The following is a 14,334-nucleotide window of genomic DNA, read 5'->3' on the forward strand; positions in this document are numbered from 1 at the left end:
CTCCTAACAGTGAGTAAAGAAGAGAAAGATGACCCTACGGGACATCATCTCTCCCGTAGGGGTGGTACAACCAGCAACCGAAGTTGGTAGCTATACCCTGGTGTTGGCAGAAACTCTGCCGGGTACTATTGAGACTGCAATAGCCACAGGGTTTTCGCTGTTGAGAATTCAGCGTCAAGGAGGAACGCAGGCGTTAGCCGAGTAGTCCTTGATGCCCGTATCATTCTCAGCCTTTCCAGCGGGGTTGCAGTCACGCTGCAACCCCTGCTCCCGGCGAGGGTGGGAAGGCCGTGCGGCCTGGGCGAAGCCCGATCAGCACACTTATCGTTTCAGGGCTACCTTCCTAAATAGACCGCTGTTACTTGTTCGCGGCCATGCCCTAATTCTTGTGTGATGGCTACGCGAGCCACCGCATCATCTAGCTTGTTGTCCTCAGATAATTCATCTCTTGTCGGGCCACCACAGGCCGGAGCCAGCCACCCAGTGAGTTCCTGATATCTTTCTTGAGCGTAGCGATGACGCAGACCATGCATTTTGTGCAAACCCACCTTATTGGTTTCAGCTTCGTAAATACGCATCTGATCGACGTACATCAAATGGCTGGGAATCAATGAGCCCCGACCCGCCAGCAACCGCGCACGGTTTAACACTTCGCGTTGCTCTTCATTGCGTATAGGAATGGTTCGCTCGCGGCCACCTTTGCACCAGGTTGGCTTCAAGCGAATATAATTACCTTGGTCGGCATATTCAGGGATAAATTTGATAGCTTCTTCACGGCGCAGTCCGAAAGCTTTTTGTAGCTCCAGACTCATGCGCACATGATCACAGGTAATCTTATTAAGCAGTTCTCGATCCAGATCACAAGCCTTGGATACATTGGTGACAAACACGCGGGACTCGACACCATAGTGGGCATTGTCTTTGGCGATGATATTAAGCTTGCCGACTTTCTCAGCCCACCAGCGTAATGCCGATAGGCGATTCTTAATCGTGCCTTCAGCTAAACCTTCATTGAGATAACGTGCTATGAGCGCATCGACATGCTTGGGTTTGAGGGAGTTGGCATTCATGCGCCGATACCCCAACTCAAACAAATGATTTGCCATCGTCTGCAACAGTTGATGGCGGTTGCCTTGGGTATTATGACTGCCGTCTTTGTTGTGCTCGCACAGGTTCTTAAGCTGATAATTCAGATCCCTCACGACAATGTCCTCGCTGTTGCCAATGCTGGCGAGAATTATTGACTGAGTCTTGTAACCAAATCGGCAATCAACCTTTCAGATGGAAAAGTAAATTAATTCGTAAATTGTTTGGGAATAGTGATTTTTTACTTGAGAGTCCGTCAGTGCTAAGGCCGGGCTTGATACGTTTTCTTAATGACGCTCTGTCGTTCAAACTGACCGTTAAAACAGACAGACAACCGTTCTGAACGATGACTGATATTCTGGTAACGGACAAGCAACTGTTCAGAGCGGTGAGCAACAAGGCTAGAACGGACAACTCACTGTTCAGAACGGTTCGCATCACTGTAAAAACAAATGGTGTAATCGCATTTGGTCAGTGTTTATGACTGTCCATTAGCTGCAACTAATGGAGAGGCAACCAGGGTTGCCGAACGTCATGGGACACCACTCCCTCAAAGCCCGGAATGGTTATTACCAACAATACCAGTCTCCAGTGGGATACAGTATCGTTTAGTCTTAACGCATCCGGTGTACTACGTTTTATACCGGTAATTTCCTCCTCTATCGGGTTAAATGAAGCCCATTAACTGCATGGGCACTGGGGTTGGCTCTAGCCGAGCCGGGGCGCTATTGAGTGTGCAATAGCCACACGTTGTTAGGGCGAAGTGTTGCCGAATTCCCGAAAAAAATACCCCCATAATTGTTTCATAATCTCAGAAAAGTTTATCTAGCCCAGAGATACTGTAGCTTCTCACCCCTCGTCACTACAGAAGTCTGTAGTGACGAGGGGTTATCAATAATTCAATTTCGAATGCTTTTGTTCACTGAATTTTTTCTGCAGCTTGGCAATGTCTGTGTAGTAACCATCTGCACCGACAAGTGATTTTCCGACTATAAATACGTCATCGTTTTCATCGACACATTTTTCAATATTATCTTAGGCAACATCGACAACTGCATAAGTTAATGACAAGTTTTCCACGTCAAGTGTTGATTTAGCATTGATAGTTGCTTTGAATAGTTCGTTGTGGCCGGGCTGTTGAGATAAGGTGCGGCTTGGGATTAGTAGTAGTCGATCAATTCCCTTGATAACTGGCTCATAGGTTTCGAGGCTATGTACACGCTGTCCCGTTGGCTATTCGGCGCAATCCTGAAAATTTGTTTATCGACTTTTGAATATCTTCTATGCAGGCTTGAGAGCTAATCAATTCGTGAATGCTGCGATAATTCAAGTGCCTTATCTTGGCGTTGGCCGGTCGTTACCGGGTTCGCTAATCGCTCATTCCGCTGCGCGGAACTGTCGCCCTCATACTCCCTAACGCTTCCGCCCTCCGGTCGGCTGTGTGATTTCGACCATATCAGGCTCATGTTGCTAAGGGGCACTGCCCCTCGCGCCTGGCAAGTGCGAGGCTTCGCGCTTCCTCACCCGTTCAGATTCCCTCGCTTCGCTCACTCACTTAGCTGCGGCTTCCGGTGAGCCACTGGCCACTTGCTACCCCCGCGCTTCGCCAGCGGGTCAGGAGCGCAGGCGGGCGCTGCGCTCGTTAATTACAAGGGAGGAAAATGTCATGAGAAAGACGATATATGAAACCAACTATGACCGGCTGATTAAGCTGGGGGTTGTGACTAAAGCCGGGGCTGTAGCAGGGCAATGTCGCCGGAGTGAAGTACCGGAATTGATGGATTGGGTGGTGGAGCGTTTACCCCATCTAGATGGCGCTTCTGGTAACGAGGAAGGCGTGGCCGTGTCGTTGGCGCATTACTTTGAGCAAAACGGTGATCTGTGCAAAGACCCTGAAATGGTGGTGTTGATCTACCCGTCACAGCGGATGGTAGAAGCCTTTACCTTCGAAATGTCGATACCGCCAATCTATCAGCAAGTCTTTCCAGAACCAGGGAAGTTTATCCCCCAGCTACGCAAGGAACTCAATAGCTTTTTACGGCAGTGGCTGAACAATCTGATTGAGCAAAATCACTCGGTAACAAAATGATTTTTAACGACTGAGCGCCTGTCTTCTACTTACATTATTTCAATATGTCGAGGTTATCATGATTACTAATATTCCTTTTCAACAGCTCTCTATTTCCCCTAAAAATGTCCGTCAAGTAACAACCACTAAAGCTGCCGATCAACAGCTAATTGCCAGCATTCGTAGCCAAGGTGTGTTGCAAAACCTTGTCGTAGAGCCCGTGGGTAACGATCAATTTCAGGTTATAGCCGGTGGCCGTCGCTTTGCAGCAGTCGGGCATTTGATTGATGGTGAAGAACTGGATAGCGATTTTCTGATTCCGTGCTTAGTAAAAAGTAATACGGATGAACACATAGAAATTTCGTTAGCGGAAAATACGCAGCGGGAGGCAATGCACCCTGCCGACCGTTTTTTGGCATATAAAGCATTGGCCGATCAGGGTTACAGTGAAGAAGATATTGCCGCGCGATTTGGGGTGGCCATTCAGTCGGTACGCAAACTGCTGGCACTGTCGAAAGTTTCACCCAAACTTTTGGATTATTTCCGTAAAGGCAAGCTGTCGCTGGAATGTCTGATGGCGTTTACCGTCCATCCAGATCACAAAAAGCAATTAGCCTGTTATAAAGACCTGTCGCAACGCCACATTTACCCCAATGCAGTACGCAGTTGGTTATTGGATGAATCCGTATCAACGGCGAGCAGTATCGGTGCCTTTGTTGGCAAGGCCGCTTACCTGAAAGCCGGTGGCGCAGTTTCTACGGATTTGTTTGAAAATCATACCTACCTCAATGACCACGCAATGGTTCACCAACTCGCTGAACAGAAGCTGACGCGCCAAGCCAATAAACTCAAAAAGCAGGAAGCGTGGTCATGGGTAGATATATCGCTCTTAGGTACATCGGCTGCCAGTGAATTTGTGCAATTGAAGCCACAACTGACGGATGTGCCGCAATCGCTATCCAACCAAATTAAGCAGCTCACCAAACAAGCTGAGCAACTGGAAGAACAGTGCATTGCCGAGGGCTGGCCGGAAACACTAGAACAGAAATTTGAAATCGTTGAAAAGGCACTAGATGAGGCTATTGAAGTGCGCGACCAAGACTACCTGCGATTTAGTGACGAACAAATGAGCTATGCAGGGTGTATCGTGACCTTTGATTACCACGGCAAATTAACCATCATCCGTGGGCTGGCCTTGAAAAAAGATGTGCAGCGGCACCAGCGCCAAGCGCAAGCAGTTGATACCACAACAGAGACAACAGACAAAACCGCAGCCACTTACTCCCAAGCCCTACTAAATGACCTCGCGGCTCATCGCCAGCAAATCACCAAGGCGTGTTTGTTAAAACATCCGAATGTGGCCTTAGACATTCTGCACTACTCACTTTGTGTGCAAGTATTATCCGGGCGCTACCATCGATGCCATCAACTGATTGATGCCCACTTTAATGAAGTAGTGAGCGAATCCAGCCGTGACGATCTTAATGGAACTCCTGCCGATGCTGCCTTAAATAACTTCCAGAAAAAATTGCCTCTCGCTTGGCTGGATGAAGCCGATGAAGGAAAACGCCTAATCACTTTCATGGAATTATCGGCATCAGAAAAGAAACGGTTGATTACCTATTGCGTGGCCGCTACGCTGAGCATCAATAACCGAGGCACACATCACGACCAAGATGCTTTGGTCGATCATTTACAGATTGATTTTGCGAAACACTGGCGACCCAGCAAAGACAACTTCCTGAATAGGCAAGACAAAGGTTTGCTGCTGAATACTTTTAGCACTTACCGTAACGAAGATTGGACGAATCAGCACACCGCCGCCAAGAAAAGTATTGTTGTAGAAGATATAGCCAATTGGTTTGGAGAAAAGTCGGCGCAAGACGACAGCGTACAAAAAACGTGGCTGCCTGATACCTTTTAACCTCGGCGCTCACGCCGGTTAGCCACCTTCGGGTGGCTTTTTTAGACCATAAATATGAAAAACTAACTCAACTCAATGCGCAGGGTTTTACCGACAGCACGAGCTGCATTATCCAGCGTATGTAGAGTGACTGAGGTGTTTTCGGGATCGAGCAGCCGATCCAAGGCAGAACGGCTGGTGTCCATGATTTTGGCCATCTTGGTCTTAGAGATGTCTTCGGCCTCCATCTTCTGGGCAATTTCCCAGGCAATAACGCGCTTGATGGCCACCGTATTAACCTCGGCCAGCTCACCCGTGTCTTGCAGCAGATCATCCAGTGAAGAGCCGACATGCTGATGTTGTTTAGCCATTTTCCACCTCTTTCTTACGCTTCTTGGCCAAGTCTAAATCAGGCTTGGGCGTTTTCTGCGACTTCTTGATGAAGCCGTGGAGTAACACCATGTTGCCATCATGGAAGCAGAACAAGACCCTGGCGATACGCTTATCGGTCAGGTTGGTTCTCACTTCATACAAACCATCTTTCATAGGACGGCATACGGGCATCCCCACCGGCCAACCAAATTCAACGGTTTTAATGTCCGCACCTATGGACTTCCTATCCTCTACAGCACAGGCCAGCAGCCATTCCCGCACCGGCTCGCTGCCGGAGTCAGAGCGATAGAACACCGCAGGGACTTTTTTCCTGCTTTTACCCATCACCACGAATAGTACCATTTTTGGTACAATCTGTCAAGCATAGCCTATCCCTCGGATTACTGTGTATAGGTGACCCAGCTAGAGCCGATTCATTCCCCAATCTTATCCAGCCACCACTTTATATATACGGTTTACTTATTTATCGCACTGAAAGGTTTACCGCGGCAGCGCGACAATGTGGTTGCTAGGGTTCCCCTCTCGTAGTTGGTAAAACATCATCCCTATCACGCAGAGCATCCAACTGATCAGCCCAAGCCTGCATCATCTTGGTACGCTCTGCTAAGTACATTGAGCGATTATAAGCCCTTGAAGTAGCTGTACCTGTAAGGTGGGCTAGCTGGGTTTCAATCACATCATGGTGCCACCCCTGCTCATGTAAAATCGTCGATGCCGTGCTCCTGAAGCCGTGTGCGGACATTACATCAGCACCATAACCAAGATCCCGCAAACGATTGGTCATCACATTCTTACTTATAGGCTGATCACTATTACGCTGACTGGGGAATACATACGGCGAATAGCTGGTTACTTCATAAACATTTTTAAGCTGAGTCACTACTTGTTCGGCAAGCGGTACAAGGTGTTCTCGGCCACGCTTCATTTCTTCACCAGGTATTGTCAGCAGCATATTGTCAAAATCGATGTATTCCCATTTAAGGCATCTAATTTCCCCAGGTCTCAAGAATAACCGGGGAATAAGCCTTAACGCTTCTACAGTACAAAAGCTGCCAGATTCAGTTGTATCAATATCCCGAATAAGCTGCCCTAAGGCCAAAGGCTTTGTGATAGCCGCTCTGTGCTTAACTTTTGGCATAGGCTTGAGAATATCACTCATAGGTAAGCCCTGAGCAGGATTGATACGGGTATATCTGTGTGCCAAGGCATAACCAAAGATACGATTGATCACTGAAAGGATTGTGGGGGCTACACGGCGCTTACCCGCCGCCTCGATAGACAGCATTAGCTCTGTGATATGCCCTTGATCAATCATATCTATCTGTAGCTTTGATAATGGAGCCATATCAACCGTTATCCAGCGCTTAACCTTATTGGTGTGGTCTTCCGACCAGCTAGACTTCTGCTGCTTCCACCAAGTCAACGCAAGCTCGCCAAATTGGCGGCCATCAGCTTTAGATTCCCTCTTTTTAGCCCGTCTTTCATCAGCAGGGTTAATCCCCTGAACCAGCTGGGCTCGTGCTTGGGCAGCCATTGATCTCGCCTCAACTAGGGGTATCGTAGGGTACTGCCCCAGAGCCAACTCTTGATGCTTATTATTAAACCGATAACGCATACGCCAAAGCTTGGAACCATTGCTTTTTATCAATAAAAACAAACCATTACCATCACTTTTCTTTGTCTGTTTCTTGCCTTCAGGACAGATAGAGTTCTTAACTTCCAACGCTGTTAAAGCCATATCTCACCTCAATGTGGGTGCAAGTAGGGGTATGATGCAGGGTATCAGCTACGATAATACCCTAAATTTCAGACAATTACATATGACGATACCCCTCATAATACCCCTAAAATCTTCAGGATTGTGTGCGATACCAGTAGACCTTATGAGACAAGAAGGCATAAAAAAAGCCCGTAAACCAAAGGTTTACGGGCTTTATAGGACTTAATGAGACTAAGTCATGACGTTTACATCATGCCGCCCATTCCACCCATGCCGCCCATATCAGGCATTGCAGGCGCTGCTTCGTCTTGAGGTATATCTGCAATCATGGCTTCAGTTGTAATCATAAGTGAAGCGATTGATGCTGCGAACTGTAGTGCAGAGCGCGTTACTTTAGTTGGGTCAAGAATACCCATCTCTAGCATGTCGCCGTACGTGTCGTTGCCCGCATTGTAACCGTAGTTACCGTCGCCATTTTTCACTTCGTTAACCACAACAGATGCTTCTGCACCGGCGTTGCTAGCGATTTGACGTAAAGGCGCTTCCATTGCACGTAGTGCAAGCTTAATACCTACAGTTTGGTCTTCGTTTTCGCCAGTTAGGCTAGCAAGCTTAGCTGCTGCACGAACTAGCGCCACACCACCACCAGGTACTACGCCTTCTTCAACCGCGGCGCGAGTTGCATGAAGTGCATCTTCAACGCGGTCTTTCTTCTCTTTCATTTCTACTTCGGTAGCAGCACCAACTTTAATTACTGCAACACCGCCAGAAAGCTTAGCTAAACGCTCTTGAAGCTTTTCTTTGTCGTAGTCTGAAGAAGAGTCTTCAATTTGACCTTTAATTTGAGCACAACGGCCTTCTATCGCTTCTTCGTCGCCGTTACCATCAACAATAGTAGTATTGTCTTTGTTGATAACTACGCGCTTAGCGGTACCAAGGTCTTCTAGCTCTACTTTTTCAAGGTCTAGACCAATCTCTTCAGAGATAACCGTACCACCAGTAAGAATAGCGATGTCTTGAAGCATTGCTTTACGACGGTCACCAAAGCCAGGTGCTTTAACAGCAGCAACTTTAACAATACCGCGCATGTTGTTTACTACTAGTGTAGCTAAGGCTTCGCCTTCAACATCTTCAGCAATAATCATCAGTGGCTTACCTGCTTTTGCTACGCCTTCAAGGGTAGGAAGCAACTCACGGATGTTAGAAATTTTCTTATCAACCAATAGGATGAAAGGGCTGTCTAGTTCAACAGTGCCGTTCTCTTGGTTGTTAATGAAGTAAGGAGATAGGTAACCGCGGTCGAACTGCATACCTTCAACAACGTCAAGTTCGTTTTGAAGTGCTTGACCTTCTTCAACAGTAATTACGCCTTCCTTACCTACTTTTTCCATTGCTTGAGCAATGATGTCGCCAACTTCTGCATCAGAGTTTGCAGAGATAGTACCAACCTGAGCAATTGACTTGCTGTCAGCACAATCAGTAGATAGGGCTTTAAGCTCTTCAACCGCAGCAATAACTGCTTTGTCGATACCACGCTTAAGATCCATTGGGTTCATGCCTGCAGCAACAGACTTGTGACCTTCAGTGATAATAGCTTGTGCTAAAACAGTTGCAGTAGTTGTACCGTCACCCGCTTCGTCATTCGCTTTAGACGCAACTTCTTTAACCATCTGCGCGCCCATGTTCTCAAACTTGTCTTCAAGTTCGATTTCTTTGGCTACAGATACACCATCTTTAGTGATGGTAGGAGCGCCGAAAGACTTATCTAGTACTACGTTACGGCCTTTAGGACCTAGTGTAACTTTCACTGCGTTTGCTAGCGTGTTTACGCCTTTAAGCATTTTTGTACGAGCGTCGTTACCAAAACGTACTTCTTTAGCTGCCATGATTAAATTCCTCTCTTAATTCGTTTAACGTTAGTTGTCATTACTCAACAATCGCAAGAATGTCGCTTTCGCTTAGGATCAGAACTTCTTCACCATCCAGCTTTTCAGTTTTAACGCCGTAGCCTTCGCTAAAAATAACGGTGTCGCCAACTTTAACGTCTAGCGCTTTAACATCGCCATTTTCTAGGATGCGGCCGTTACCTACAGCGATAATCTCGCCACGTGTAGATTTTTCTGCTGCTGAACCAGTCAGAACGATACCGCCTGCAGATTTGCTTTCTTGCTCTGCGCGTTTAAGGATTACGCGGTCGTGTAAAGGACGAATTGCCATTTTCAAGTCTCCTGAAAATTTCACTATTCAAGTTAATGATTGTCGACACACAATTATTTGTATGTCGTATGCTTGGGTTGCTCGTTGCCGAGCAGTTAAAATCGTGTCTGCGAGGATAAATGGGGGAGTAGCCATGCAAGTTCAAGGGTTTTTGAGCAAAAAAATGTAAAAAAATTGATTTTAATGCTCAAAGCTTGCACTTAAGGCCAAAAGTACACATTACTTAAGGCGTTTGTCTGGGTCATTTTGGGTTTTGTCTGAAAATTCACCTTCAAACACATCGCCATTATCTGAGCTGCCCGGTTGACCAGACTGTTGCTGATTAAATGGGTTTTCAAACGGGTTATACTGGGCACCGCCAGCTTGTTGATTAAAGCCGCCCGCTTGAGTCACTACCCGCAGTTTCATATGTTTACTTAGCTGCGAAGCAATAAGGTGGCGAGAACCTGGCAAGGCAAACATAAAGCCAAGAACGTCAGTGATTAGGCCTGGGGTAACCAATAAAATACCTGCAACTACCAGCATTAGGCCTTCTACCATCTCTTTACCTGGCAGTTCGTTGCGCTGCATTTTGGCCTGTGCGGTTTGTAATGTTGCTATACCTTCGCGCTTAACAAAATAAGCACCAATGAATGCGGTTAATATCACTAGCCCAATAGTATTCCAGCCACCAATTATCCCGCCCACCTGAACTAATAGGGCAATCTCTACTATGGGTAATATGGCAAACAATAAAAATAAAAACCGCACAACATTTCCTCTTTCATCTAGTCATAGAATAGTATTGGGGTAAAGACCATAATAACAAGCGAAGGTGCAACGCTTTGGGTTAAGTGGCAAACTCAAGCGACCGACGGTAGCTGTGTTAAACTGGGTTTGTGAAAGAATAGCGTATACATCTCGGTCTTACTTTTTATAGGCCAATAGCTTTAGGATAAAGAAAGTCGTTATATGAAGTACATCACCCGTTTATTTTCTTTTGTCGCATGTTGTCTATTTTTAGCATCGCTTGCGCTGCCTGGCTATTCGCAAACTAATACACAAATTACGGCACAAACTTCGCCTCAAACCTCCGCTCCGCCTTCAAATCAGAGCCTGGGTGGGTTCGACGATGTGTTCAGCAACCAAGAAGAATTCTTAAAAGTAGACCAAGCCTTTGTATTCGACTTCAATCAGGCAGACGACACCTTAAGCCTTTCCTTTACCATTGCCGATGGCTATTACCTTTATAAAAAGCAATTCAAGTTAGTGGCTAAGCAAGCCGCCATTGGGGAACCTCATTATCCCAAAGGCGTGATCATTGAAGATGAATACTTTGGCGAATCGGAAGTATTTTATGATGAAGTCACGATAACGGTTCCTATTACACAAGCCACCAACGACGGTATAGTAAAAATACGCTACCAAGGCTGCGCCGATGCGGGCCTTTGTTACGCACCGAATATTAAAACCGTCTATTTGAATGCCCTTGCCAGCAACGCTAACGCCAGCGTCTTGAGCAACAGCGCTGATCCCATGTCGACAGATGAACAGAGTCTCTCGCAAACGAACCCGAGTAGCTCTCAAGCGTCTCAATATTCTCTGGCCGATAAGCTCATTAACAAAGAAAACCTAGCCCTCACCTTGGTGCTATTCTTTGCATTAGGCATAGGCCTTGCTTTTACCCCCTGCGTGTTCCCTATGTACCCCATTGTGTCGGGTATTGTGATTGGCCAAGGTAAACAGGCAAAAGCCAGCAACGCATTTTGGCTCACGTTTACCTACGTACAAGGCATGGCCATTACCTATTCTATATTAGGCTTAATTGTGGCGTCGGCGGGTATGCAGTTTCAGGCTGCACTTCAACATCCGCTCATTCTAGGCATTTTTATTGGCATTTTTGTTCTGCTGGCGTTAGCCATGTTTGGCCGATACGAGCTTCAACTTCCTGCAAAATGGCAAACCCGCTTAACTAATTTAAGTAACAACCAAACGCCTGGCAGCATGGCGGGTGTATTCGCTATGGGTGCGTTATCGGGGCTAATTGCCTCGCCATGCACTACGGCGCCATTAACCGGCATTTTATTGTTTATTGCACAAAGCGGCGACTTAACCCTTGGCTTCATTTCGCTTTATATGTTGAGTATTGGCATGGGTGTTCCTCTTGTTATATTTGGGATCACAGGTTCTAAATTGCTACCAAGAGCGGGTCAATGGATGAACGTGGTAAAAGTATCATTTGGATTTATGATGCTGTCGGTGGCCATCGTATTTGTAGAGCGTTTGTGGCCCAAAGCATGGTCTAGCGAATACATTAACTTGCTGTGGGCAGCCCTAGGTTTAGGGGCATTTGGTTATTATTTTGTGGTAAACGAAGCGAGCCAAAAAGGCATTTTGAAGTACGTGCGAACGTTGGTTATTGCGGCAGGTTTGTTCGCCAGTGCGCTGCTAGCCTATAACACCCTTACTTCATCTGAAGACACTGCCACGCAGCACAGCCAGCTGGCTCATCCAACATTTATTGTCGTTGAGAATTTAGATGATTTACGCCAACAAATTGCGACAGCCAATTCACAAGGCAAAACGGTGATGGTGGACTTGTACGCCGATTGGTGTGTGGCCTGTAAAGAGTTTGAAATATACACCTTCCCTGATCCTAATGTTATTAATGCGCTTAATAATACCGTGTGGATGCAAATAGATTTAACCGATACCTCTGCCAATAATACGGCCTTTCAGGATGAATTTTCTATTCTTGGGCTGCCAACTATTTTATTTTTCGATGAGAGCGGTAATGAGCTAACGCAGTCTCGGGTAACCGGATTTATGAAAGCGCCAGCCTTTGCTGAACATGTTGAAAATACGTTTTAACATTATGATTGGTGAGTGATTACTCTTCGCCGTAATTCAAGGGTGAGCTATGCCCCAAATGCCTCAGTTTTCACTCGCGCTTTTGTTCATTCTTACCTTGTGCGTGCCATCTAAAACGCTATTGGCGCAAGAGACCGTGAAGCAAAACCTGACAACCCAGGCGCTTGGTTGCTACGATGCTAATCGATTTTGTATTAGTATTTCGCCGCCCACAAATGGCAACTATGAAGTTTATGCCCAGCGAAAGATACCGCTGCCTCTTGTGCTTACGTTATCAGCCAGTGGGCTTGCGTCTACTTTACCAACCAGTGGGCTTACGCCCGGGTCGACATCCAACGTGTTTTTAGACAATGACGCTCCTGTTTTAATGGGAGTAATAAAAAGCCCTCGACGGTTTTGGCACTCTATGAAAGTAAGCTGGACTTCAGGAGTGCTGAATGCTGTGCACAATGATGAAGTGATTTATTTGCCGCCGCTGCGCCCAGCTAGTAATTACCCCGTAGTACAAGGTTTTGGTGGGGGCTGTTATGCATTAGATTTTGCGGCGCCGGTTGGCACTCCCGTGTTCGCCGCTCGCGATGGTGTGGTAATAGATACGAAAGATGATGGCCAATTAGGCGGCGCTTCTAAACGGTTTGCTAAGCACGCGAATTTTGTCGCTATTTTGCATGACGATGGCACCACAGGCGAATATTATCATTTGAAATATAAAGGTGTGGTGGTAACAAGAGAGCAAAAGGTGAAAGCTGGAGAGCTCATTGGTTATTCTGGTAATACAGGGTTTTCATCACTACCCCATTTGCACTTCGCCGTGTACACAGCCAAGTACGAAGGAAAGTACATGTCGGTGCCATTTGCGTTAAAAAATGAGCCGAATTGAACTCCACTAGTTACATAAGCAGCACATAAAAGTCACATTAGCATTACATGGTCACATTCTTATACACCGCCACGCACCTGTGATAACGCATAGACCGGGAAGAGAACTTTGCGTCGAAAACACCTGATTAGACCAGTATTTTGCTGCGAAATCTTTCACTACCTCTATAATCAACGTCTAAATGAATAAACAACCGGATTAATTGTCTTTTTTTCGTGCAACTGTCATAAAATTTTGCTGAAATAGCAAATACACTGACTTTTTACCGAAGATAGCAGCAAATTTAATGAATATTTTGTTACTGAACGGCCCTAACCTAAATATGTTAGGACAACGTGAACCCGATAAGTATGGCACACAAACGTTACAGGACATCGTTGATGATCTGAGCGCGCAGGCAAAATCGTCTGATGCCACCCTTACCCATTTTCAGTCGAACGCAGAACATGCGCTTATCGACCGTATTCATCAGTCTATGGGCAATATCGACGCAATCATCATTAACCCCGCTGCTTTCACACATACAAGCGTTGCACTTCGCGATGCATTGTTAAGTGTCAATATCCCGTTTATTGAAGTACACCTGTCGAATGTTCATGCCCGTGAATCATTTCGACATCACTCATATTTCTCAGATGTTGCGGCAGGCGTCATTGTTGGCCTTGGTGCCATTGGTTATTCACTAGCCCTGACCGCCGCCATCAATTTACCGCAATCAAAAAATTAACGTAGAGACTGAACATGGATATTAGAAAAATCAAAAAACTCATCGAATTAGTGGAAGAGTCTGGCATTGCCGAACTTGAGATCACTGAAGGCGAAGAGTCTGTTCGAATTCATCGCGGGCCAACTGGCGTTCAAGCGCCAATGAACTATAGCTTTGCTGCACCGGCTCATGCGGCACCAGCTCCGGCTCCAGCACCTGTTGCGGCAGCTGAACCTGCGCAAGCAGCGGCACCTGCAGCGCCAGAAGGCCATGTGGTTAAATCACCAATGGTAGGAACCTTCTATCGCGCATCTTCACCAACAGCAAAACCGTTTGCTGAAGTAGGTCAAACCGTAAATGCTGGCGACACACTTTGTATTATTGAAGCAATGAAGATGATGAACCAAATTGAATCAGACAAATCTGGTGTGGTTAAAGCAATACTGGTAGATAACCAAGACCCAGTAGAGTTTGATCAACCCATGTTCATCATTGAATAAGCAGGCTTCGT

14 protein-coding genes are annotated in these 14,334 nt (G+C 46.4%); 7 read left to right on the top strand and 7 right to left on the bottom strand.

Features of this window, described 5'->3' with window-relative positions; translation table 11 throughout:
- The first annotated feature begins 28 nt into the window (after positions 1 to 28).
- The gene (locus AMBT_RS22655; RefSeq protein ID WP_013786592.1) at positions 29 to 205 is read left to right on the top strand and encodes a hypothetical protein; all 177 of its coding nucleotides are present in this window, start codon (positions 29 to 31) and stop codon (positions 203 to 205) included.
- 130 nt (positions 206 to 335) lie between these two features.
- Here AMBT_RS22655 and AMBT_RS20550 read toward each other — a convergent pair whose 3' ends face one another.
- The gene (locus AMBT_RS20550) at positions 336 to 1,202 is read right to left on the bottom strand and encodes a phage integrase N-terminal domain-containing protein (RefSeq protein WP_041452637.1); all 867 of its coding nucleotides are present in this window, start codon (positions 1,200 to 1,202) and stop codon (positions 336 to 338) included.
- 1,550 nt (positions 1,203 to 2,752) lie between these two features.
- Here AMBT_RS20550 and AMBT_RS20555 point away from each other — a divergent pair.
- Together AMBT_RS20555 and AMBT_RS20560 are read left to right on the top strand one after the other, a co-directional pair.
- Positions 2,753 to 3,175 (top strand): DUF6908 domain-containing protein, encoded by a 423-nt coding sequence (locus AMBT_RS20555; protein ID WP_013786595.1) that lies wholly within the window; start codon positions 2,753 to 2,755, stop codon positions 3,173 to 3,175.
- 58 nt (positions 3,176 to 3,233) lie between these two features.
- Entirely contained in the window at positions 3,234 to 5,078 is a 1,845-nt protein-coding gene (locus AMBT_RS20560; RefSeq protein ID WP_013786596.1) for a ParB/RepB/Spo0J family partition protein, read from the top strand.
- Positions 5,079 to 5,140: 62 nt separating this feature from the next.
- On the opposite strand, the gene AMBT_RS20565 is transcribed toward AMBT_RS20560, so the two are convergent.
- The 6 genes from AMBT_RS20565 to AMBT_RS20590 form a co-directional block, all read right to left on the bottom strand.
- Positions 5,141 to 5,428: an XRE family transcriptional regulator gene (locus AMBT_RS20565; protein WP_013786597.1), complete on the bottom strand. Its 288-nt coding sequence runs from the start codon at positions 5,426 to 5,428 to the stop codon at positions 5,141 to 5,143.
- Positions 5,421 to 5,774, bottom strand: coding sequence for a type II toxin-antitoxin system RelE/ParE family toxin (locus tag AMBT_RS20570; protein ID WP_041453189.1), 354 nt, complete (start codon positions 5,772 to 5,774; stop codon positions 5,421 to 5,423). The genes AMBT_RS20565 and AMBT_RS20570 overlap by 8 nt, the downstream gene beginning before the upstream one ends.
- Before the next feature lie 184 nt (positions 5,775 to 5,958).
- Positions 5,959 to 7,188 (bottom strand): tyrosine-type recombinase/integrase, encoded by a 1,230-nt coding sequence (locus AMBT_RS20575; protein ID WP_013786599.1) that lies wholly within the window; start codon positions 7,186 to 7,188, stop codon positions 5,959 to 5,961.
- A 227-nt stretch (positions 7,189 to 7,415) separates the two neighbouring features.
- Complete coding sequence (groL, locus tag AMBT_RS20580) at positions 7,416 to 9,056, bottom strand: chaperonin GroEL (RefSeq protein WP_013786600.1); 1,641 nt, start codon at positions 9,054 to 9,056, stop codon at positions 7,416 to 7,418.
- A 40-nt stretch (positions 9,057 to 9,096) separates the two neighbouring features.
- Complete coding sequence (locus AMBT_RS20585; protein ID WP_013786601.1) at positions 9,097 to 9,387, bottom strand: co-chaperone GroES; 291 nt, start codon at positions 9,385 to 9,387, stop codon at positions 9,097 to 9,099.
- 219 nt (positions 9,388 to 9,606) lie between these two features.
- Positions 9,607 to 10,137: an FxsA family protein gene (locus AMBT_RS20590; RefSeq protein WP_013786602.1), complete on the bottom strand. Its 531-nt coding sequence runs from the start codon at positions 10,135 to 10,137 to the stop codon at positions 9,607 to 9,609.
- Positions 10,138 to 10,338: 201 nt separating this feature from the next.
- Between AMBT_RS20590 and AMBT_RS20595 the strand changes: the two genes are divergently transcribed.
- The 4 genes from AMBT_RS20595 (at position 10,339) to accB (ending at position 14,323) form a co-directional block, all read left to right on the top strand.
- Complete coding sequence (locus tag AMBT_RS20595; protein ID WP_013786603.1) at positions 10,339 to 12,237, top strand: protein-disulfide reductase DsbD; 1,899 nt, start codon at positions 10,339 to 10,341, stop codon at positions 12,235 to 12,237.
- 49 nt (positions 12,238 to 12,286) lie between these two features.
- A complete protein-coding gene (locus AMBT_RS20600) occupies positions 12,287 to 13,117 on the top strand; it encodes a M23 family metallopeptidase (protein ID WP_013786604.1) in 831 nt (276 codons plus the stop codon).
- 286 nt (positions 13,118 to 13,403) lie between these two features.
- Entirely contained in the window at positions 13,404 to 13,844 is a 441-nt protein-coding gene (gene aroQ, locus AMBT_RS20605; RefSeq protein ID WP_013786605.1) for a type II 3-dehydroquinate dehydratase, read from the top strand.
- A 14-nt stretch (positions 13,845 to 13,858) separates the two neighbouring features.
- The gene (accB, locus tag AMBT_RS20610; protein ID WP_013786606.1) at positions 13,859 to 14,323 is read left to right on the top strand and encodes an acetyl-CoA carboxylase biotin carboxyl carrier protein; all 465 of its coding nucleotides are present in this window, start codon (positions 13,859 to 13,861) and stop codon (positions 14,321 to 14,323) included.
- The last annotated feature ends 11 nt before the right edge of the window (positions 14,324 to 14,334 follow it).

The organism is Alteromonas naphthalenivorans (assembly GCF_000213655.1).
In the GTDB taxonomy this organism is placed as follows: domain Bacteria; phylum Pseudomonadota; class Gammaproteobacteria; order Enterobacterales; family Alteromonadaceae; genus Alteromonas; species Alteromonas naphthalenivorans.

Excerpts from the sequence above, each read along its gene's own strand:
- AMBT_RS20575 (WP_013786599.1), bottom strand. The coding sequence starts at position 7,188 with ATGGCTTTAACAGCGTTGGAAGTTAAGAACTCTATCTGTCCTGAAGGC.
- AMBT_RS20595 (WP_013786603.1), top strand. The coding sequence starts at position 10,339 with ATGAAGTACATCACCCGTTTATTTTCTTTTGTCGCATGTTGTCTATTT.
- AMBT_RS20570 (WP_041453189.1), bottom strand. The coding sequence starts at position 5,774 with ATGGGTAAAAGCAGGAAAAAAGTCCCTGCGGTGTTCTATCGCTCTGAC.
- AMBT_RS20565 (WP_013786597.1), bottom strand. The coding sequence starts at position 5,428 with ATGGCTAAACAACATCAGCATGTCGGCTCTTCACTGGATGATCTGCTG.
- groL (WP_013786600.1), bottom strand. The coding sequence starts at position 9,056 with ATGGCAGCTAAAGAAGTACGTTTTGGTAACGACGCTCGTACAAAAATG.
- AMBT_RS20555 (WP_013786595.1), top strand. The coding sequence starts at position 2,753 with ATGAGAAAGACGATATATGAAACCAACTATGACCGGCTGATTAAGCTG.
- AMBT_RS20560 (WP_013786596.1), top strand. The coding sequence starts at position 3,234 with ATGATTACTAATATTCCTTTTCAACAGCTCTCTATTTCCCCTAAAAAT.
- AMBT_RS22655 (WP_013786592.1), top strand. The coding sequence starts at position 29 with ATGACCCTACGGGACATCATCTCTCCCGTAGGGGTGGTACAACCAGCA.
- accB (WP_013786606.1), top strand. The coding sequence starts at position 13,859 with ATGGATATTAGAAAAATCAAAAAACTCATCGAATTAGTGGAAGAGTCT.
- AMBT_RS20600 (WP_013786604.1), top strand. The coding sequence starts at position 12,287 with ATGCCCCAAATGCCTCAGTTTTCACTCGCGCTTTTGTTCATTCTTACC.
- aroQ (WP_013786605.1), top strand. The coding sequence starts at position 13,404 with ATGAATATTTTGTTACTGAACGGCCCTAACCTAAATATGTTAGGACAA.
- AMBT_RS20585 (WP_013786601.1), bottom strand. The coding sequence starts at position 9,387 with ATGGCAATTCGTCCTTTACACGACCGCGTAATCCTTAAACGCGCAGAG.